The organism is Aureibaculum koreense (genome assembly GCF_034296135.1).
Taxonomy (GTDB): domain Bacteria; phylum Bacteroidota; class Bacteroidia; order Flavobacteriales; family Flavobacteriaceae; genus Aureibaculum.
In genome coordinates this window covers 165946-186386 of sequence record NZ_JAXKVV010000005.1, presented here as the reverse complement: position 1 = coordinate 186386, position 20441 = coordinate 165946, and the positions used below count along the sequence as shown (strand labels likewise).

Sequence of the window (20441 nt, the reverse complement as noted above, 5' to 3'; positions counted from 1 at the left end):
ATTTTTTTAGAATTGTACTTATTATTTATGATAATTATGTTATGGGTTAATCATTAAATTTTTAGAGCCCTAATAAAAATGAAAATGACAACCGCCCCCCTTCATGTCCAGAAAAATAGTTGATGCCAAAATTCGCTATCCCGGACATTCCCATTTTTATTCCTCCCCCATAACTACTATGCCAATTTCCAGAAGAATCACCATTGTACCAAACCTTACCCAAATCATACCCTAAAAAAGAAGTTATGCGAAGTGGAAATAAGGCTGTTCTAAGTGGTTTGAACTTATAAGATATGTCTGTAGAAGTAACAAGAGATTTATCGCCAGAAAATCTATCCTGTCTATAACTGCGTAAACCTGAATCTCCACCTAAAGTAGCAGATTGGTAAAAAGGTATATTTTCACCGAACCTGAATTGACCCATTACTGAATTTTTTAGAACTAATTTTCTTTGAGAATCTATGGCGTTCCACATTGCAAATTTCGGATCTAACGACCAGATGGTGGTTATATTTTCTAGATTATCAGAAACACTTGCCTGCATAGTGGTCATTAGCCCTCTAGTAGGAAAATAATTATTATCTATACTTTTAAACACAAAGGATCCTTTAGCGGAAAGATAATTCCGTTTTCCAATGGCATTACCAATATCAACAAACTCAGATTCGTCTGTTGAAATATGGTTGTAATAAATACCATATTGAAATGTACTACCATAAGAGCCCTCACGATATATTGATAATCCTATATTTATGCGTTGCATAAAAATCCGATTAAAATCAAAATTACCAGAAAGATTGGGGGAATTATTTCCAAAACCAAAAAAATTCTCCGTGTAATTATTACTAGTAATTCTACCTTCCAACTTCAAGTTCCAACGGGCAAAAATATTTGCAAAATGAGCTTCGGGCCTAATATCAAATGCTTGTGTAAGCGATATATATTTAGCACTCAAAGCAAACTTCGTTGTAAATGGATTTCGCTCAAAGCCCATCTTTTTACTACCAAATGTAAATTGTGGCACCAAGCCCTCATCAGGATTAAAATCAAATTTCAAGCCTACTATTTTACTTTTACTAGGTCGTATTTCGGCATTGTAAATCCTGTTCGTATAATTGTTACCGCTCCTTATTTTGGCACCGCCTCGTTTTATAATTTTTCCGTTGCTATCGTTTTGATCATATATACGTATGCCCTTCCCATTTTGAATATCAAAGCTATCACCATCAAGACCTCCTATAATTACAAGATTTGTTTTGTTTTTGCCCTCTCCCGATATCTCAAATATGTCCTTGTCATCCAATCCGTAAATCCACAGGTCTTTTGTTTCCAAATCATTGAAGGTCCTATCGAATAAAAGACTACCTTTTTCGCCATCCTTTATCCTGTATGCCTTTACATTGGTAATTCCGTTTTTCTTCCGCTCAATTATAAAAACATCATCTTTATCGGTTCCTTTTAAGATTTGAAATTTCAAAAAGTAATTTAGATACCTGCCCACTATATCTTCCAAATTTTCCTTTCTCAGTAAAAAATCATTTTGGATTTTTTCCCAAACAACGTCCTGAATTTCATGAGGTACTTTGGAAAATGACTTTTTTATGACTTCTTTATCTAATCGTTCCTGAATAAATTTAATTTGATCAAACCAAACCTGTTTGCCTGAACGTTGTAAAATTGCCCTATCTAAATTAATGGCACTTTCACTGAAATTTTCAATGAACTTAATATTAGGACCATATTCGCCGAATTGACGGGTACGTCCCACAAACTTTTGTAGCGTTTTCAAAAATTTTCCATCAAAATTTGCAAAAACCTGATCACGGTCTCTAGGTACTGGAGAATAAATATTTAGATTACCTTCCTTGCGTTTAGCCCAACTCCATTGTCCTTCATGTCTGTCCCAATCGCCCAAAAGCATATCAAAAATCCTAGCCCTGATATATTCTTTTTCGTCCACTTGATTTTCTTCGTCATCCCTAAGTTCTTCTAAAAGTTCTACTGTATTAATAACCTCATCGCTTCTACCAAACATATGCGAATCATTGAAATCTTCTTCTGGTTTCTCTTCTATCATATACAATTTATTGCCATGTTCTTCATTAAAGTTACCTAAAGCCTTTTGTTTTGGAACATAATACAGTTTCGGATGAGTATGCTTTATTTGAATTTTATGCGAAAGACTGGCAATTACAAATGCCCCATATGGGTGGGCGGCATTATAAAAATCTGCGATTAGCTCAGCGGGCAACGTACCTGAAAAGTAAGATTCAGCATCAAGATCGTTATAACCGGATGCCTGTAAAAAGGATATCGGATCCTTTGCTAATGCACGCATATTATACTCTTTTCCAGTAGCATCCACAAGTCGAAGTGATAGCGTCTGATTTCCCCCTCCTGCCCGTTCTACTTTTAACCCTCCGTACAAGGTATCAAGAATAGCAACAGGTGCCTCAACTTTTACACCGTAAACATAACGGTAATGTTTCCCCCATTTCTCTTCGTATTTGGCATCGACATTTACTTCTTCTGGAGGAAATATAGAACTTATAAACGTGGTAGGAAATTCTGTGGGCAACTTGCTTATATCATAATTAGTTTTAGCGGGATAAGCCTCTTTTTGATACAACCGAATTAAATTATTGTTATCATCTAGTCCGTAATAATGTACTTGTGCAGTACCATCTTCGTAAATTCTTAATTCTGCAAACCCAATACTACCCGATGAAAAAAGCCCATTCTTGGCTAAGGTGGCTCCAATAGATGTACTTGAAGTACCAGAAATAATTTGACGAATATGATCTTGTTCTATATATTGTAAAGCCTGCTCATGACCAGATAATATAATTGCTCGGGGGGCTTGGCTCAACGCAATTTTTACCTCTGCCATCAATTCATTCATCATAGGATTATACCTGTCTTGCTTAGAAACTCCACCTTGTGCTCTAATCAATGTCCAAATACTACCAAGCATTGGAATAAAAGCATTTTCAGAAATTGGTTTTAAAAGTATTGAAGCAGGCAAATAACCGCTGTGGAGACCATTTGTATATAAAGGATGGTGCATAGCAAGAATTACCGTCTTATGACTTGCTTTTTTTACTTTATCTTTCAGCTCTAAAATAAATTGATCTCGAGTTTTAATTTCACATTTATCGTTAATTTTAGGAAGTTTGTCCCAATTCTGAATATACCATTGGGAGTCAATAATGATTAGCTCTGTCCTTTCATCCACGTCAATAGTTTCTATGGGGCAGCCTTTCTCAGGTTGAAAATACTCATCACTTTCCAAATTATCTTCGAAAAATTCCTCAACGTTTTTTAAACCTTTGGTTCCTTTTTCTTTCCATTCTCGTTCTCCTGGTATAATGAGTTTGTTACCATCAAAACTCATCAACACCTTTGTGAGCCCTTTCAATTGGTTTTTTATCGCATCTTTCTTGATAACGTTGTTCTTGATATTATCACCTAGAAAAATGAGGTAATCATCTGAAGTATATGTTTTGAGTTTCTTAACAATTTGCTCCTGTAAATCTTTTTGTAATCCTCTTTCCTTTGTGCCAGAATTGCCTAAAAGCATAAAGCTTTTGTAAGAACCACTCTTATTATACGACTTTGAATATTGGTTTACTTCAATATCCTGATTTTTTTTATACAATGATTTTTTAGTCGAACAACTACTAATAAAAAAAATCAGAATCAGAAGACCAACAGGCTTTATATATGAGCTTTTTACTATTGAATTAATCATGTCCTAAATATATTAACGTACCAATACCTACAATAGATAGTAATCGGATTTGAAATGCTGAATCCTACTTGATAAAAAAATTTCCTACTAATATTGATTTTTGCAAATGTTAATTTATGATTCCAAACAATTTCTTTATATTGATTCAAGTTAAACATGTGTTTTTTAAAAATTTAACCCAAAACCAAATGAGAACCGTAACCCTTCGTTACCAGTAAATAAGTTAAAAGTGCCCGAAATGGATTCGGCAGAAGATATCCAAAATCCACCACCATAGCCATTGTGCCACTTTTTAGATGAATCATTTTCAACCCAGACACGTCCTAGATCAAAACCGCCAAAAACACCAATTTGCAAAGGCAGTGTTTTAGTTTTGAACGATTTAAAACTATATCTAACATCGGCATTGGCTACAAACGAATTTTGACCCGTAAAACGTTCTGCCCTAAAACTCCTTAGCCCATTTCTACCACCCAATTGTGCAGCTTGATAAAATGGAATCTCATCTCCAAATCGTAATTGCGTGGCTACATTAGATTTTAACACTAACTTTCTATTTCTTGACAAAGCATTATAAAACCCTAAATGTGAATTGATATAAACATGTGTATTTTTAGTGTCTTCAATTTCAGTCTTACCACCGATATTTAGCAAGAAATCCATGCCCCTAGTAGGATTTATTTTGTTATCATAACTAAGGTAATTATATGATGCCTCCAAACCCGTAAAGTATCGTCTGCTGTAAAAATCCTCATTAGACAAGGGCATGAATTCCGTTATAAATCTGTCTTCGGTGTTGTCAATTTCTATCCCCTCAACAATAGCCTTAAATGTATAATCGCTACCAAAAGCCGATCTTTTTATAAAACCTGCATTTGCTTGGTAAATGCTGGTTTTTACACGATTATAATCCTTATCTAGTTCATCATCTTTATTAACCGTTTCATTACCATAACCAAAAAAGTTATTTGTGAAATTTTCGGTAGTAAAAACACCTCCTAAAAGTAAATTCCATTCGCCCATAAAGGCAAATTCACCTTGATATCTTAAATCAAAACCCTTAGTTGCAAAATAGTAGCCTGCCTTTAGATTGTGTTTTCTTGAAAACGGATTTTGTTCAAAACCCTTCACAGTTTTTGCAATGGAAAGACCTAATAAAAACCCATCATCTGGATTAAAACCTATATTCGGTGTGGTTACCGTGAACTTATTTATATACTTTTGATAATCAAAAATATTGTTGTTATAAACATCGGTGAATTTTAACCTTGCTCCTTTGTTTTTTTCAACCGTATTTTTCTTAGTTTTATGGTCATAGACCGTAATAGCACGTCCATTATTTATAATGTAACTGTCATTTTCTTGTCCACCGATAATTTTTATTTTAATAGGATTGTTTGCTTTTCCTGTTACTTCAAATACATCCTTGTCATCTAATCCGTAAATCCAAATTTCTTTGGTAACATCTCTGTTAAGCACACGATTTACCAAAACATCGCTCTTTTTACCACCTTTAATCCGGCTAATTTTAACCGTAGTTTCTTTATTGCCAGAACGGATAACTTCAATGTAATCATCCTTATCGGTACCAGTTAAAATGACCAACTCATTGAGGTAATTGTAATATCTTTCGGCAATATCTACTAAATTACCGCGTCGCCCTTTCAGTTTATCTTTAATATCCTGTAATGTTTTATCTTGAACCTCTTCGGGTATTTTACTAAATGCTTTTTCGATTACATTGTCCGTAATATTATCTTGTAAAAATTTGGCCGCATTTATCCAAATTTCTTTATCAGATTGCTGAATCAGCGTTCTGTCCAATTTAATTCCCGCACTGTTAATCCATTTCACATCTTTTAGCTCGGCATCATAAACTTGTAATTGCTTGGTCAAGCCCGCCATAACACGAACAATATCTAACAAAGCTCCATCAAAATTAGCAAAAACCTGATCTCTGTCCCTAGGGATGGGTCTAAATAATTTATCACCATTTTCTTGGTCAAACTGTGCCCAACGCCATTGGTCTTGGTGTCTATCCCAGTCGCCTACCAACATATCAAAAAGTCGAGCTTTGATATAGGCGGTTTCATCGATTTTATACTTTTCATCTTCCCTTATTTTTTCAATAATATCGTGCGTACTTTCAATATCATCGGCATAACCAAAAGTGCGTTCTCCTGTATAATTTTCCTCTGGGCGTTCTTCGATCATATAAAGCTCACCTCCATACTCGGCATTATATTTGCCTAAATATTTATGTTTTGGAATAAAATATATTTTAGGATTGGTGTGATATAAACCAGCAACTTCAGACAAATCTGGAATGACCAAAAAGGCATAAGGATGTGCGGCGGTATAAAAATCCAAGATCAGCCCCTCAACATTTGTTTTTTCAAATTCGTCTTCTACATAGGTGTCTTTGAATAGAACGGTTTGTAAATATTGCGTAGCACTTTTACGCAAAGCCCTCATATTTAATTCTTTACCATCTTTGGTTTTTAACCGAAGCGATCTTGTTTGATGCCCACCTCCTTTTCTGACAATTTCCAATCCGCCATAAAGTGTATCTAATGTAGCCACTTTAGCTTTAATTTTTGTACTGTAAATATCTCGGTAATGATCTCCCCATACCGACTTGAAAAAATCGGATTTATCCGTTTCTTCTTTGGTATAAACAGAAACTTCAACTTCATTCGGAAAACTATCGGGCAATGTAGAAACATCATAATCCTTATCAGCTTCAAACACCTCTTTTTGAAACAACAATTTTGGTTTTCCGTTTTCTTCACCATAAAACCGAACCCAAGAACTGCCATCTTTAAAAACGGTGTAATCGGCAAAACCATACTTGCCATAAGAAAAGATACCATCGTTGCTTAATGTGGCATACGAACTTTTAGAAGCTGAACCGGATACAATTTGTTTTATACTATCATTTTCTATATACTGCAACGTATGCTCATGGCCCGAAACAAAAATAGTTCGTTTACTGTCAGTAGCTAAAGTTTGCAGTCTGTTCATCAAATTATTATAGCTCTCGTTGTATCGATCTTGAATAGATATTCCACCTTGTGTCCTAATTTGGGCAGCTAATGAAGATAATATTGGTAACGGAATGTTTTTTTGCGTGGGAAATAAATGCTTAGACAATGCGTATTGCCCTCCATGGATACCATTAGTGAACATAGGATGGTGCATGGCAAAAACTATGGTTTTATTTTGTGCTTTTTTAAGTTCGCCTTCAATTTCAATAAAAAACCGGTCTCTTGTTTTAATTTCGCACTCATCGTTAATAGTGGGGTGCTTGTTCCAATTTTCCAAATACCACTGGGTATCTATAATTATCAGTTGAATTTCATCGCTAACGTCAATGCTCTCTAAAGGGCAACCATTTTCGGGTAAAAAAGTATCTTTGCCCAGAGCATCTTCAATGAACTTTTCTTCTCTTTTAAGTCCTTTTACCCCATCTGCATACCAATCATGGTTTCCTGGAATAAAAATTACTTCTCCCTCAAAGCCTTCAATGGATTTTATTTGAGCGTTCAAATTATTTTCAGCTATTGATCGTTTTTTATCCTCTTTTTTAGGAAGACCTGCCGGATAAATATTGTCACCTAAAAAAAGTACATAGTCATTTTTAGTATTTTTCTTTGCAATGTGTGCTTTAAATGCCCTTAAACCATTTGATAAGCTGTCCATTGGAGACCACCCTGCATCTCCCAATAAATAAAAAGTTTTGTCTATTTCTTTGTTTGGAAAAATATTTTGCTTGTCATTCGGGTCTTTGTATTGTGCTTTATAAGTGGCACAGGCCGTAAACAATAAAGATATTATTAACGATTTTATAAAAATTTTCATAAAGTACTTCTAATTAATTTTAGACAATATACGAACATCTTCGCTCAACAAAATTATTGAGATGTAAATTAGCCTATAAGCCATTAATAAAATTAATCCGATTGATATTATTATTGGCTCTATTAAAAAGATAATCTTTTACTTCATCAATTTTTAGTAATTTGGTGGTCAAATTAGTTAAGCTTATGCCACTATCATTAATTGAAAAAGCAGATAACTTTGTTTTTGATCTATTTAAGGAAAGACTGCCAAATTCCTTTATCTACCATAATTATGAACACACCAAACGTGTACTGCGAAGTATTAGGGAAATTATAGAGAACTCAGAAGTTAGCAAAAAAGATGCGGAAATTTTGCAATTGGCGGCAATACTGCATGATACCGGATATACAAAAACCAGAATTGGCCATGAAGAGGAAAGCGTTAAAATAGCCACAGAATTTTTAGAATCTGAAAATGTAGATAAAGAAACAATTGCGGCGGTCAACGATTGTATTATGGCCACTAAATTCAAGGATACGCCACATTCTGAATTGGAGAAAATGATACGCGATGCCGATGCTTCTCATTTTGGAAAAGAGTATTTTCAAGAAGCAAGCGAATTTTTAAGAAAAGAACTGGAAATACAAGATGTAGCAAAGTACAGTCCATCTGAGTGGATTGATGAAAATATTGAAGTATTAGCTGAAAAACACACTTTTTATACAGAGTATGCCCTTAAAAACTGGCAATCGGTTAAAGATGACAATCTTGCTAAATTAATAAAGAGCAAAAGAAAACTAAAAAAGAAATTAAATACTGAAAAGTTAAAAGCAAAATATAAAGCAAAATACAAAAATGAAAGCCCTGAACGCGGTATTCAGACATTTTATAGGGTTGCATTGAGAAACCATATAAAACTGAGCGATATAGCCGATACCAAAGCTAATATTTTGTTATCGGTCAATGCTATAATAATTTCTTTGGTACTATCAAATCTGGTTTCAAAATTAGATAGCCCGTCAAATGATTATTTAATTATACCTACTTTGATTTTTGCAATATTTTGTACTATTGCCATTATACTATCTATAATTGCTACCCGACCAAATATAACACGTGGAGAATTTACCAAGGAAGATGTAGCCAACAAAAGTGTAAACCTTACTTTTTTTGGTAACTTTCATAAAATGAAATTGGAAGAGTTTGAATGGGCAATTGACGAACTTTTAAAAGACAAAGACTACGTTTACAGCTCATTGACCAAAGATTTATATTTTTTGGGAAAAGTATTGGATAGAAAATATCGTATTTTACGAATTACGTACAATGTGTTTATGTTCGGTATTATTGTTTCGGTAATAGCGTTTATAATTTCATTTCGCTTTATAGATAGGTAAGCGTTTAGGCGTTAATTCCTTCAATTAACTGATCTATGGTCATCGTTGTTTTTTCATCAAAATCAGCAGTATAAATAATCTCAGCACGCAAGGCTTTTAAACCAGAAACACCTTGCAAATCTTCTAATTCCAAATCTTCAACAGCACCTAGGTATTTTTTTGATTGGAGGTACTTTATATATTTTTTATACTCTAAAGCATCTTTATCTTGGGTATAAACTATGGCAATTTTTCCCGGAACGGTTAAACGCTCTTTAGTATTTTTAATATGTGCTTTATCTATCCGTTTTTTTATTATTTCGTAACGAATATTGTAAGCCCCGTCAACATCGAACTGCTTTTCGTCCATTCTAAATTTAATGGCCATCGGGTTGCTTTGTACAAGTATTAAAGAAGCAACGCGTAACTTGTAATCTAATTCGTCAGTAAGTTGATAAGCAATGTTTTCCAATTCACACATTACTTGCAATTGCCACAAACGGAGGTTGAATAAATATAAAGAGTTGTATTCTTTATTGTTTACCAGAGATTGGCCGATGTACATATTAAACTCAACACCATCGGTTTTATAACGCTCAAAATAATGTGGAAACATCTGTTGTGCTTCCAGTTGTTTTCTGTCTAAATAATCTGCTAGCTTTTCATTGATAAATGTAACACTCTCTTCGTAGGCTTTCCTTTTATCATAAACAACGTTTAGCTCCTTATCTAAACTGTTCATATAAATATTAACTTTTTCTTTAAGTGCGGTGTTTAGTTTTTTTATGTGGTTGAATACCGGATAAATTTCAGATTTAAGAAAATCAAGTATGTTTATTTCATCTCCGGCATCCAAACCTGAATTCACTTCCGATAAATAAGAAGCCACCCGAAACATGAGTTCTTCATAAATAGGTAATTTTTCAATATCATCAGCTTTTTCCAACACATCAATAGCCAAATTTAATTGCGTATCAAGATCCTCTTTAATTGCATTTGATCTAGCTAACGAAGAATCTTTAATATCGGTTTGGCCATAAAGAGGATACACATCTTTAAATACAATATCATCTAGCTTAGGCGATTCAATACCTTTTAAAATAGCTTCTTGATAATTTTCCGCTGCTTTGTAAAAACGCCATTTTACCGAAGAATGGATGCTTGTGTAATGTTCTTGAATAGTAGCTTCCAACACATTCTGACGTTCTTCTGATGTGCGTTTTACAGCGGCTTTAAAAACAGGAATAATATCTTTTAATTTATTCTGATTTACAGAATTTAATTCGTAAACCCTTGGGGATGCTATTTCAAGCAAAGCCAAATCATTGTTATCGGTAGCCTTTATTGGAATCAACAAAATACTTTGAATTCCGTTCTTTTTTAGGTTTCTATAAAATTGGTTTTTATGGGTTGCCTCTCCGTACTTCTCAACATCAGAAATAGTAAATGATTCACGTTTTATTAAAACCTTAGTAATTATATCATTACAAAAATATTCGTCACAAATAATTTCGTTTTTACTACTTAGAATTAAACTGTTGGAGTTTTTGACATTTGTATCGCAAATCTTTAAGTTGGTAGCATCAAATATTGAAAACCCAATTTTCAAATCGTTAATGTTATAAAATTTTCTAAGATTTTGTTGAATGTCTATAATAAGATTTTTATCGCTTCTCAATAAATTATCTTTTAATGATGACACCGTCTCTTCTGCGGTAACATCAAAAAGATTCATTATACCAAAACCTTTAAAAATATAACTGAACGGGGGAAATTTTTCTTTCCATACCGCTATATTTTCAAAATTATCGACCAATAGTCTATAATCTTCGTCGGTTATTTTTGGAGCTTTTTTGGTAGGGATAATCTCGGCAAGATCAATATTATAGGCTACCCGATAATGATTTATAATATTTGCCTTTTTATTAGGAATATCGAAAAAAAACGGTCTTTTATAATCGATTTGGTATCCGTAACAATAATTTAAAATGGCAAGGCAAGAACTGATATAAAGTTCGTCTTGCTCTATATTTCTTATTTTAAATTCATAATCCTCTCCAGCATTTTCTAAAATAGTTTGAAATCGTTTTGAAAATTTAAAGGATGTAAACAAAAAAGGAATGCTTGCTGCTTTTATTTCGTTGCTTTGAAGTGGTTCGGGAAATAAAGGATCTAAAATAAGATCGATCTGTTTTTGATATTTATGTACTAAAGATAAATCGGTAAATCCATTTAACAACTCTGGGTATTGGTCAAATACCAACAGCATTTCATTTGCGGAATTATAAAAAATATGCTTTTTATCATCAGCGTATTTTTTAATGTAAGTATAGACCTTATCAAAGCTTAGCTGAAGAGTTAAGGGTAGTTCTTTATGTTCAAAATTATTTAAGTCTTGAATTTTCATTGGTTAGAAATTTAAAACCAAAAGAAAACTTAAACTAACTCAGCTATATCCAATTCTTTCATTTTTCCGTTCTCTAATTTTCCCAAAACGGTTACATCCTTGGTTTTTTCGTATTCTTGTATAGCTATTATTAGCTGTTTTTTATTTTCACGGTGAATTTTTATACCACCTGATTTTTGATTTTTATTCTTTATTTCTATATAATATCCGTCTCTTAATTTCTTAGGCTTTGTTGCTGGTCTTCCCATAATAATAACGCTTTTTATCTTAAAATTTAAACTTGTCTTGTCGGCGACAATATACATTATAATCCAACAATGTAAGCAATTTTATCGTTAAACAATAGTTAATATGTTAATTTTTTAAAATTACACCAAAAATTAGGTTTATTTCTCCCAAAGACTGTCTGTAAAGTAATGTTTACAGTCTAAAAAATGTTCGTTCACAATAAAATTTGATGCTTTAGCCAAATCTTCAATCTCCTTTAAACTGTATTTCTTGGAAAGTTCGGTCCAAATCAATTCATTTTGCTCAAATTCAACGGTTGTTTCCAACTTTTTTAAATACACAGATTGTTTTTTTAAACTGACCAAATAACTTTTTACCTCACCATTATCTGGATTATAATAACAATAAAAATTAAAATTGTCCAAGTTAAAATCGCCTTCCAATTCCCTGTTTATCCGTAATAATAAATTCATATTAAAACGCTTTGTTATGCCACTGTTATCATCATAAGCATCTCGAATAATTATTGGGTTCTTCTTTAGGTCTGCTCCCAATAACAATTTATCTCCCACTTTCATGTTATCATAAAACAATTGTAATAATCCAACGGCATTTTTATGTGGATAATTACCAATATTGCTTCCCAAAAAAAGCAATAAACTAGGTATTTTGGTACTGGTGTTTTCCCTTTCAAGAATTTGAAAATAATCGCCAACTCGTGGGTGCAGAGATAAGTTGGGCAGTTGCTTCTTTAATTTTGAAGTCAATAAATCCATTGCCTCTTGTGAAATATCTATAGGCACATAATGGAATTCTATATTATTTTTTACCAGATATTCAAGCAGTTTAAAGGTTTTCAGACCATCACCCGGACCAAGTTCAACAATATTAAAAGGTTGTTTAAATTTAACGGCATCAATAATCTGCTTTGCCTGGAGCGATAAAATTTCAAACTCACAATCCGTCAAATAATATTCTGGCATTTGCATAATTTCCTGAAAAATGCGGCTGCCATTATCATCATAAAAATATTTAGATGGCAATTTTTTTTCTTTAGTTGTTAAACCTTTAAGAATATCTTTGGCGAATGTTTTGTTCATTTATTTTACAAGTCTTATTCCTGAAAACATCCATTGCAATTGCGGATGAAAGAAGTTTCTATATGTTTTTCTACTATGGTTTTTTGCAGTAGCTACAGAAGCTCCGCGAAGTACCATTTGGTTAACCATAAATTTGCCGTTGTATTCACCTAATGCACCTTCGGCAGTTGTAAAATTAGGATAAGGCAAGTAGGCACTGTTTGTCCATTCCCATAATTGACCCCATTCGAATTTGTCAGAAGCCACTTCCCATTCAAATTCGGTTGGCAATCTCATATTTTTCCATTCTGAAAAAGCAAAAGCTTCGTATAAGCTAACATGTTGAACAGGTTTGTTTTTTTCGATGGGAACAAAACCATTCAAAGTGTAATAATACCATTTTCCATCTACCTGGTGCCAATACATTGGAGCTTTCAATTGATTTTCTTTTACAAAATCCCATCCTTCGGCATGCCATAAATTAAAATTTTGATAACCGCCGTCTTCAATAAATTCGATAAACTCAACATTTGAAACTAAGTTGTTACTTATTTCAAATTCGTTTAGATATACTTTGTGCTTACCTAATTCGTTGTCATAACAAAAACCTTCTTTTTGATGCCCAATTTCATAAATGCCTTCTTCAATCTTTATTAATTTTGAGGGTCTATTTATTTCCAATAAATCAATGTCATTATCGAGACTAGGAAAAGTAGGTTGGTTACCTAAAATATATTTAATATCGTAATAAAAAAGTTCTTGATGCTGCTGTTCGTGATTGGTGCCCAACTCAATAATATCCAATGCTTCTTTTGAAGGGTTTTTTTTTAAAAAATCCATTATTTTATCTGTTACAAAACTGCGATATTCGTACACTTCCTTTACCGTTGGCCGCGTCATCAATCCACGATTAGGGCGTAAAACCCTTTTACCCGCATTATTGTAATAACTATTGAAAAGGTAGGCAAAATCATCATTGTAAACTTGATAACCTTCCACAAATTGACACAACACAAACTGTTCAAAAAACCAAGTGCTGTGTGCCAAATGCCACTTTGGGGGCGACACAAAAACAGCAGGTTGCACCGAATAATCTTCTGTTTTTAAAGATTTGCAAATGGTTTCAAAACGATTTCTGGTAGTTATAAAGTTTTCTTTTAAATTCATTTAGATTAGATGATTCACTTTGTCCATGTCAACGGTTTTTTTAAATTGTTTTATTAAAAGTTTCAATTTCGGATTAATAAATTCCTCACAAAATGGCTTTGTCGGATTTTTATAATAATAATTGCGTATCTGTTCGCGAGAAGCCTTGAATTTTATAAATGGCAACACTTTCGTAATTAATTTTTGGTTAAAATCTTTGTTTAAATCCGTTAAAACAATATTGACTTCCTCGTGTTGTTCCTCAGAAAAAACATAAACCGCCGACCGATATTTTGTCCGCATAGAATGGTCTGAGGTACTTTTATGCGTATGTAAATGTATTTCAATCAGTGTTTTTAGATTAATGCAATCGGAATTAAAATTAACGATAACGGCTTCAGAAAACGATTCGTTTTTCCCATTAGAAGCTACATAACCCTGCTCAACACTTTTAACCCCTTTTAGCGATTGAAAAATAGCTTCGGTACACCAATGGCAGCCACCGCCAAATGCTATTTGTGCGTACTTCATTTTTCTGAATTTACGATCAATGTGCCGAATTAATCAAATAGCTTAAAGTTATTTATTTGAGCACTGGTGTTTCTCCCTGTGCCAATTTTAAGCGTGTCCAAACATTCATGTTAATTACAATAGCTGCTATTTCAGCTATTTCCACTTCAGTATAATATTTTGTCATACTATCATGAAATTTCTGGAAATTTTTATGTGTACCTTTTGTTAGAACATCACAATATTTTAAAGCTACCTTTTCTTTTTGGGTATAAAGTTCACTGTTCCACCACGAAGAAATATTATCGGTTTTAGCTTCGGAAATCCCAATTTCCCGAGCCGTTTTTGCATGTAAAATAATACAATAGGCACACTCGTTGTTTTGTGCAACTCTTAAACGCAATAACTGTGCTAATTTTTTATCCGTTTGCAAATCGGCGGTATAACCAAAGGCAACCGCCATTTGTTTTGCCAATTCTAAAAACGGTGTAATTGCAGGATTAAATCTTGTATTGACATAAGTTACTTTACTCATAATTATATTTGCTATGTTGATTAATGAAAATTAAATGAAAGATTCCTGAAACCTCTCGAAATGGCAGGTATATCCATTGGGATGTTTAACCAGATAATCTTGGTGTTCAGGTTCTGCTGCCCAAAATTTACCAAACGGCTCTAATGTAGTTACTACTTCACTTTCCCATTTGTTGGAATCATTAACTAATTTAATGACTTCCTCTGAAACTGTTTTTTCTTCTTCATTTTGAAAAAAGATGGCCGAACGGTAACTGGATCCCATATCATTTCCTTGTTGATTTACCGTAGTGGGATTGTGAATTCTGAAGAAATAATCTAAAATATCCTTAAAACTAGTTTTATTGGGGTCATATGTTAATTCGATACCTTCGGCATGTCCCGGATGGTTTCTGTAAGTGGGATTGTCATTTTCCCCACCTAAATAACCAACTTCAGTATCAATTATTCCTGGTCTATCCCTAAATAAATCTTCCATTCCCCAAAAACAGCCTCCGGCTATATATGCTTTTTTATAATTGCTCATTATTTTTAACTTTTTATAATTTATAATACTTCAATTTTCTCAAAGGTTTTTCTAATAACATTTTAATAATACCTTATTTATTGAGAATAAGATCGAAAAAAAATTGAAAACAAAGTGATACTAACCAATCAATTTCTTTGATATTCTAGAACTGGCAATCAATGCAGCTAAATATCCCAAGGCTAGGATGGTGAAAAACACAATCAGCACATTAAATAACGTGAATTTTACTGGATATGCCAGTGACTGGTTTATCATTATAATACCAAATTGGTTTTGTAGCAGTACAAAAGTAATTGCCAAAATCAACCCTAACAGCAATCCGAAAAAAGACAATAAGAACCCTTGATAAATAAATATTTTCTTGATTTCTTTGAGACTTGCCCCCAAACTAAATAAGGTTTTTAAATTTTCACGTTTGTCCAAAATCATCATTACGATGGCTCCAATAACATTAAACAGAGCAATTATTAGAATTAAGGTAAAAATTAAATAAGAAACCAAATTTTCAGTATTTAACATTTTATGAAAAACAGCATTGAGCTGTTCTCTAGTTTCTATTTTAAAATCACTACCCAATTTTTCACCTAAAATTTCTATAACCTGATTTCTATTTGCATTTTCAGCTAATTTTAATTCCAATGCTGAAATCTGATTTGGTTTATAATCCAATAAACTTTGTACTATTTCCAAATGGGCGAATACATATTTTTTATCTAATTCTTCCGTTAACCTAAAAATTCCGACAGGCTGAAAATTAAGACTGTTAAATGCCGTTTTAGGATTGCTAATATAGCCCTTGCCAGGTTTAGGTACGGAAACTTTTAACGACTCGTTAAAATCATAAGTTCCTAGTGATAGTATGGCGGAAATACCATTGCCAATCACAGCGGTATTTATCATTTCTTTCTCCAACCAATCTCCCACATATAGTGCTGTATCAATATTATTTACCGACAAATAATTATCGTCAACACCTTTAATACTGGCAATATGAGACTTTTCATTGTAACTGAAAAAAGCCCTTTCTTCAACAACCTTAGTGTAATCGGCAATACTTTTATCTTCTAAAATTGAAGCAATTGAATCATAAAAAAAGAACGATTTACCTTTTGTAGCACTTATTTTTAGATCTGGGTCGGAAACCCTTATAAAATCTAAACTAAAATCTTTTAAACCAGAAAAAACCGACAAGACAATAAACAGTGCCATTGTACCCACTACTACACCTGTAGCGGCGATTATTGTAATAATATTTATGGCATTATTACTGCTTTTAGAAAACAAATACCGTTTAGCTATGTATAAAGGAAATTGCAATTTACCGTTTTTGTCTTTTTGATAAAATATCTGGGTTTTTTATAGGGTTTTCCGCATCTCCCTTTAATAATTTATCTATCCCTTCAATATAATCTAAAGAATCGTCTATGTAAAAAGTAAGTTCAGGCATACGGCGTAATTGATTTTTAGTCCGCTGGGCCAGTTCATGTCTAATTAAAGGTGCGTTTGATGTTATTCCTTCAATTAGTTCTGCACCTTTATTAGTAGGAAAAATGCTTAAATACACCTTGGCATCAGACAAATCTGAAGTAACGTTTACTTTAGTGACCGATATTATTACCCCCTTCATTCCGTCTTGTGCGGCATGTTGTAGCACATCAACCAAATCTTTCTGTAAAACACTGGCTATTTTTTTCTGTCTATTTGTTTCCATTATGCAAAAATAGGGTATAAAACCGAACTTTTTATTTTAGCATATATTTTAATGATAATATTGTTTATTTTTGGGAAAAGGATTAGTTCAGAAACTGAAGATTCAATTAACAAAATTCAAACAATAATTTCCATTATAACCGAAAAAAAGACCACAAAGCATGAAAAAAATTGAACATATAGGCATTGCGGTTAAAGATTTGGACACTTCCAATACCTTGTTTGAAAAACTAATAGGAAAACCAGCTTATAAGCTAGAAGAAGTAGCTTCAGAAGGTGTTATTACTTCATTTTTCAAGTCTGGCCCCAATAAAATTGAATTGTTGGCCGCGACAAGCCCTGACAGTCCAATTGCAAAATTTTTAGCAAAAAAAGGCGAGGGAATCCATCATATTGCTTTTGCCGTTGACGATATTAAAAATGAGATAAAAAGGTTAAAAGAAGAAGGTTTTATTGTATTGAACGACAAGCCAAAGAAAGGTGCGGACAACAAATTAGTAGCTTTTTTACACCCTAAAAGCAGTAATGGGGTTTTAATTGAATTGTGTCAAGAAATTAAGAAGAAATAAGTATATTGCGAAGCAAAATTTAATGCCTCACCCAGAACTTTAAAAAAAGTTCTGACCTCTCCCAAAGAGAGGTAAATAGGAAACCCGAGGCTTTGCCATCATCGGGAAATTTAATTACATTATCAATGAGCACTTCTTTTGAAAAATATCAAAAAAGACGGTTAAAATCGTCATATTTTTCTGTAATTCTAAGCATTGCCTTCGTTTTATTTCTATTAGGATTATTTGGGCTATTAGTGCTAAATACCAAAAAAATTTCCGATTATTTTAAGGAACAATCTTCCATTACAATTTTTCTTAAAGATGCTGCAGACAAGCAAGAGGTTAAAAACCTTCAGACAATTTTAGAAAGCGAGCCTTATACAAAATCCATCGTCTATATTTCCAAAGAAGAAGCGGCAAAAATAGCGACCGAAGAAAACGGTGAAGATTTTATGGAATTTTTAGGCTACAATCCTTTAAAAAACGCCATAGATTTATACGTAAAAGCAGATTTTGTTTCGCCCGAAAAAATGGAAGAAATTGAAAAATCACTGATAAAAAATAATATTGTCCACGAAGTTTCTTATGACAAACCTTTAATCGGTTTATTGACAAAAAACATAAAACGTATCAGCCTTTGGGTACTTATATTCAGTAGTGTTTTTGTATTAATAGCAATGCTTTTAATTAATAATTCTATTCGTTTGTCCGTGTATTCCAAAAGGTTTACCATTAAAACCATGCAATTAGTTGGTGCAACAAAACGTTTTATTAGAAAACCATTTGTTTGGAGCAGTATAAAACTGGGTGCATTAGGTGCACTGGTAGCATTAATAGCTTTGGCAGTTGCCATGTATTATTTGAATATGAATTTTCCAGAATTCGGGTTTTTAGAAAATACTGAATTGTTAGCTATCTTATTTGGTGGTATTTTTCTCTTAGGAATTATCATTTCATGGATAAGTGCATTTTTTGCCACACAACGTTTTTTAAATTTACGAACAGATCAGTTATATTATTAAATAAGATGAGTAAAAAAGAAGCCCCTAAAAAACAGAACAACGAATTCCTTTTTGGCAAAAAGAATTATATGATTATGCTCATTGGCCTCATCGTAATTGCTTTGGGCTTTATTTTGATGGCCGGTGGCGGTAGCGATGATCCCGCGGTTTTTAACGAAGAAATCTACAATTTCCAAAGAATTAGATTAGCTCCTACCCTTGTTATAATTGGTTTAGCCATTGAAATTTATGCCATTTTGGCAAATCCGAATAAATAATAATGAGTTATTTAGAAGCTATTATCTTAGGCCTTATTCAAGGCTTAACTGAATTTTTACCCGTATCTTCAAGTGGACATTTAGAACTCGCAAAAGCCTTGTTCGGTGATAATTCATTGCCGGAAGAAAGCCTAACTTTTACCGTAATTTTACATTTTGCCACAGCATTAAGTACAATAATCATTTTTAGAAAAGAAGTATTTCAAATTATTAAAGGATTGTTCCAATTCAAATGGAACGATGAAATGATTTTCTCTCTAAAAATTATCCTATCGATGGTTCCAGCTGTTATTGTAGGACTGCTATTTGAGGAGCAGCTAGAATCCTTTTTTGGCGGTAAAATCCTGTTAGTGGGCTGTATGCTATTAGTTACCGCTTTATTATTATTGCTTGCTGATAAAGCAAAAAATACAACAAAAAATGTTTCGTTCCCAAATGCTTTAATTATTGGAATTTCTCAGGCAATAGCAATGTTACCTGGAATTTCAAGATCTGGTGCTACTATATCCACTTCGGTATTATTAGGTGTTGACCGTACCAAAGCCGCACGTTTTTCTTTTTTAATGGTTGTTCCTTTAATTTTCGGAAAAGTAGCGAAAGATATAATGGGTGGTAATGTAAATTTTGAAAGTGCTCAGTTTGGGCAAATGGCAGTTGGTTTTACCGCCGCTTTTATTGCAGGATTGTTTGCCTGTACTTGGATGATATCATTGGTTAAAAAAAGTAAATTATCTTATTTTGCCATTTATTGTGCTATTGTTGGGCTAATAGCCATTGGTTACGTTTTATTCTACAAATAATGACTGCCGAAGACTATAAAAACGGACAAGTTTTACTGATTGACAAACCTTTAAAATGGACTTCATTTCAGGTTGTAAATAAGCTGCGTTGGGCAATAAAACAAAAATTTAATCTTAAAAAAATAAAAGTTGGTCATGCCGGAACATTGGATCCACTTGCAACTGGGTTACTAATTCTCTGTACAGGAAAATTCACCAAGAAAATTGACGAATTTCAAGCTCAAATAAAAGAATATACAGGTACATTTACGGTTGGTGCCACTACCCCATCTTATGATTTGGAAACTGAAATTAACCAACATTTTGAAACCAGTCATCTTACAGAAAAAATTATCTATAATACTACAAAACAATTTATTGGTAATATACAGCAAAAACCACCTATTTTTTCCGCTTTAAAAAAAGATGGGAAGCGATTGTATGATTTGGCCAGAGCCGGTGAGACAACAGAAATAAAATTACGCAACGTCAACATTTCAGAATTTGAAATCACAAAAATAAACCTTCCAGAAATCGAATTTAGAGTAATTTGCAGTAAAGGAACTTACATCCGTTCCTTGGCGTATGATTTTGGGAAAGCATTGGATTCCGGTGCACATTTATCATCACTAAGACGTACAAAAATCGGCAAATTTGATGTTAAAAATGCTGCAAGTATTGATGTCTTTTTAAGTGAATTGAATACTACAATTAATTGA

The 20441-nt window shown here is 33.0% G+C and carries 17 protein-coding genes; 6 read left to right on the top strand and 11 right to left on the bottom strand.

The window, feature by feature from the left end:
- Positions 1-61: 61 nt before the first annotated feature.
- Both UMM65_RS06875 and UMM65_RS06870 read right to left on the bottom strand, forming a co-directional pair.
- Positions 62-3658, bottom strand: a complete 3597-nt coding sequence (locus UMM65_RS06875; protein WP_321975753.1) for a metallophosphoesterase — start codon at positions 3656-3658, stop codon at positions 62-64.
- Positions 3659-3916: 258 nt separating this feature from the next.
- The gene (locus UMM65_RS06870) at positions 3917-7612 is read right to left on the bottom strand and encodes a metallophosphoesterase (protein ID WP_321975752.1); all 3696 of its coding nucleotides are present in this window, start codon (positions 7610-7612) and stop codon (positions 3917-3919) included.
- Between the two features lie 185 nt (positions 7613-7797).
- On the opposite strand from UMM65_RS06870, the gene UMM65_RS06865 reads away from it, so the two are divergent.
- Positions 7798-8991, top strand: a complete 1194-nt coding sequence (locus UMM65_RS06865) for a Pycsar system effector family protein (protein ID WP_321975751.1) — start codon at positions 7798-7800, stop codon at positions 8989-8991.
- 4 nt (positions 8992-8995) lie between these two features.
- Here UMM65_RS06865 and UMM65_RS06860 read toward each other — a convergent pair whose 3' ends face one another.
- The 9 genes from UMM65_RS06860 to rbfA form a co-directional block, all read right to left on the bottom strand.
- A complete protein-coding gene (locus tag UMM65_RS06860) occupies positions 8996-11377 on the bottom strand; it encodes a GAF domain-containing protein (RefSeq protein WP_321975750.1) in 2382 nt (793 codons plus the stop codon).
- Positions 11378-11406: 29 nt separating this feature from the next.
- On the bottom strand, positions 11407-11625 hold the full coding sequence (locus UMM65_RS06855) for a hypothetical protein (RefSeq protein ID WP_321975749.1): 219 nt from the start codon (positions 11623-11625) through the stop codon (positions 11407-11409).
- Between the two features lie 138 nt (positions 11626-11763).
- Entirely contained in the window at positions 11764-12705 is a 942-nt protein-coding gene (locus tag UMM65_RS06850) for an L-histidine N(alpha)-methyltransferase (protein WP_321975748.1), read from the bottom strand.
- On the bottom strand, positions 12706-13851 hold the full coding sequence (gene egtB, locus UMM65_RS06845) for an ergothioneine biosynthesis protein EgtB (RefSeq protein ID WP_321975747.1): 1146 nt from the start codon (positions 13849-13851) through the stop codon (positions 12706-12708). It lies immediately after the preceding gene.
- Positions 13852-14361 (bottom strand): peptide-methionine (S)-S-oxide reductase, encoded by a 510-nt coding sequence (locus UMM65_RS06840; RefSeq protein ID WP_321975746.1) that lies wholly within the window; start codon positions 14359-14361, stop codon positions 13852-13854.
- A gap of 52 nt (positions 14362-14413) precedes the next feature.
- On the bottom strand, positions 14414-14875 hold the full coding sequence (locus tag UMM65_RS06835) for a carboxymuconolactone decarboxylase family protein (RefSeq protein WP_321975745.1): 462 nt from the start codon (positions 14873-14875) through the stop codon (positions 14414-14416).
- A 30-nt stretch (positions 14876-14905) separates the two neighbouring features.
- Complete coding sequence (gene msrA, locus UMM65_RS06830; protein ID WP_321975744.1) at positions 14906-15400, bottom strand: peptide-methionine (S)-S-oxide reductase MsrA; 495 nt, start codon at positions 15398-15400, stop codon at positions 14906-14908.
- A gap of 120 nt (positions 15401-15520) precedes the next feature.
- The gene (locus tag UMM65_RS06825; protein WP_321975743.1) at positions 15521-16720 is read right to left on the bottom strand and encodes an ABC transporter permease; all 1200 of its coding nucleotides are present in this window, start codon (positions 16718-16720) and stop codon (positions 15521-15523) included.
- A 1-nt stretch (position 16721) separates the two neighbouring features.
- Positions 16722-17114 carry a 30S ribosome-binding factor RbfA gene (gene rbfA, locus UMM65_RS06820; protein WP_321975742.1) on the bottom strand — a complete coding sequence of 131 codons (393 nt, stop codon included), beginning with the start codon at positions 17112-17114 and terminating at the stop codon, positions 16722-16724.
- A gap of 160 nt (positions 17115-17274) precedes the next feature.
- On the opposite strand from rbfA, the gene mce reads away from it, so the two are divergent.
- The 5 genes from mce to truB all read left to right on the top strand — a co-directional run bounded on the left by mce (position 17275) and on the right by truB (position 20441).
- On the top strand, positions 17275-17682 hold the full coding sequence (mce, locus tag UMM65_RS06815; protein ID WP_321975741.1) for a methylmalonyl-CoA epimerase: 408 nt from the start codon (positions 17275-17277) through the stop codon (positions 17680-17682).
- Between the two features lie 125 nt (positions 17683-17807).
- On the top strand, positions 17808-18686 hold the full coding sequence (locus UMM65_RS06810; RefSeq protein WP_321975740.1) for a cell division protein FtsX: 879 nt from the start codon (positions 17808-17810) through the stop codon (positions 18684-18686).
- A gap of 5 nt (positions 18687-18691) precedes the next feature.
- Positions 18692-18943: a DUF3098 domain-containing protein gene (locus UMM65_RS06805; RefSeq protein WP_321975739.1), complete on the top strand. Its 252-nt coding sequence runs from the start codon at positions 18692-18694 to the stop codon at positions 18941-18943.
- A 2-nt stretch (positions 18944-18945) separates the two neighbouring features.
- Positions 18946-19743, top strand: coding sequence for an undecaprenyl-diphosphate phosphatase (locus UMM65_RS06800; RefSeq protein ID WP_321975738.1), 798 nt, complete (start codon positions 18946-18948; stop codon positions 19741-19743).
- The gene (gene truB / locus UMM65_RS06795) at positions 19743-20441 is read left to right on the top strand and encodes a tRNA pseudouridine(55) synthase TruB (protein WP_321975737.1); all 699 of its coding nucleotides are present in this window, start codon (positions 19743-19745) and stop codon (positions 20439-20441) included. Before UMM65_RS06800 ends, truB begins: the two co-directional genes overlap by 1 nt.

Excerpts from the sequence above, each read along its gene's own strand:
- UMM65_RS06870 (WP_321975752.1), bottom strand. The coding sequence starts at position 7,612 with ATGAAAATTTTTATAAAATCGTTAATAATATCTTTATTGTTTACGGCC.
- UMM65_RS06865 (WP_321975751.1), top strand. The coding sequence starts at position 7,798 with ATGCCACTATCATTAATTGAAAAAGCAGATAACTTTGTTTTTGATCTA.
- UMM65_RS06860 (WP_321975750.1), bottom strand. The coding sequence starts at position 11,377 with ATGAAAATTCAAGACTTAAATAATTTTGAACATAAAGAACTACCCTTA.
- UMM65_RS06855 (WP_321975749.1), bottom strand. The coding sequence starts at position 11,625 with ATGGGAAGACCAGCAACAAAGCCTAAGAAATTAAGAGACGGATATTAT.
- UMM65_RS06850 (WP_321975748.1), bottom strand. The coding sequence starts at position 12,705 with ATGAACAAAACATTCGCCAAAGATATTCTTAAAGGTTTAACAACTAAA.
- egtB (WP_321975747.1), bottom strand. The coding sequence starts at position 13,851 with ATGAATTTAAAAGAAAACTTTATAACTACCAGAAATCGTTTTGAAACC.
- UMM65_RS06840 (WP_321975746.1), bottom strand. The coding sequence starts at position 14,361 with ATGAAGTACGCACAAATAGCATTTGGCGGTGGCTGCCATTGGTGTACC.
- UMM65_RS06835 (WP_321975745.1), bottom strand. The coding sequence starts at position 14,875 with ATGAGTAAAGTAACTTATGTCAATACAAGATTTAATCCTGCAATTACA.
- msrA (WP_321975744.1), bottom strand. The coding sequence starts at position 15,400 with ATGAGCAATTATAAAAAAGCATATATAGCCGGAGGCTGTTTTTGGGGA.
- rbfA (WP_321975742.1), bottom strand. The coding sequence starts at position 17,114 with ATGGAAACAAATAGACAGAAAAAAATAGCCAGTGTTTTACAGAAAGAT.
- mce (WP_321975741.1), top strand. The coding sequence starts at position 17,275 with ATGAAAAAAATTGAACATATAGGCATTGCGGTTAAAGATTTGGACACT.
- UMM65_RS06810 (WP_321975740.1), top strand. The coding sequence starts at position 17,808 with ATGAGCACTTCTTTTGAAAAATATCAAAAAAGACGGTTAAAATCGTCA.
- UMM65_RS06805 (WP_321975739.1), top strand. The coding sequence starts at position 18,692 with ATGAGTAAAAAAGAAGCCCCTAAAAAACAGAACAACGAATTCCTTTTT.
- UMM65_RS06800 (WP_321975738.1), top strand. The coding sequence starts at position 18,946 with ATGAGTTATTTAGAAGCTATTATCTTAGGCCTTATTCAAGGCTTAACT.
- truB (WP_321975737.1), top strand. The coding sequence starts at position 19,743 with ATGACTGCCGAAGACTATAAAAACGGACAAGTTTTACTGATTGACAAA.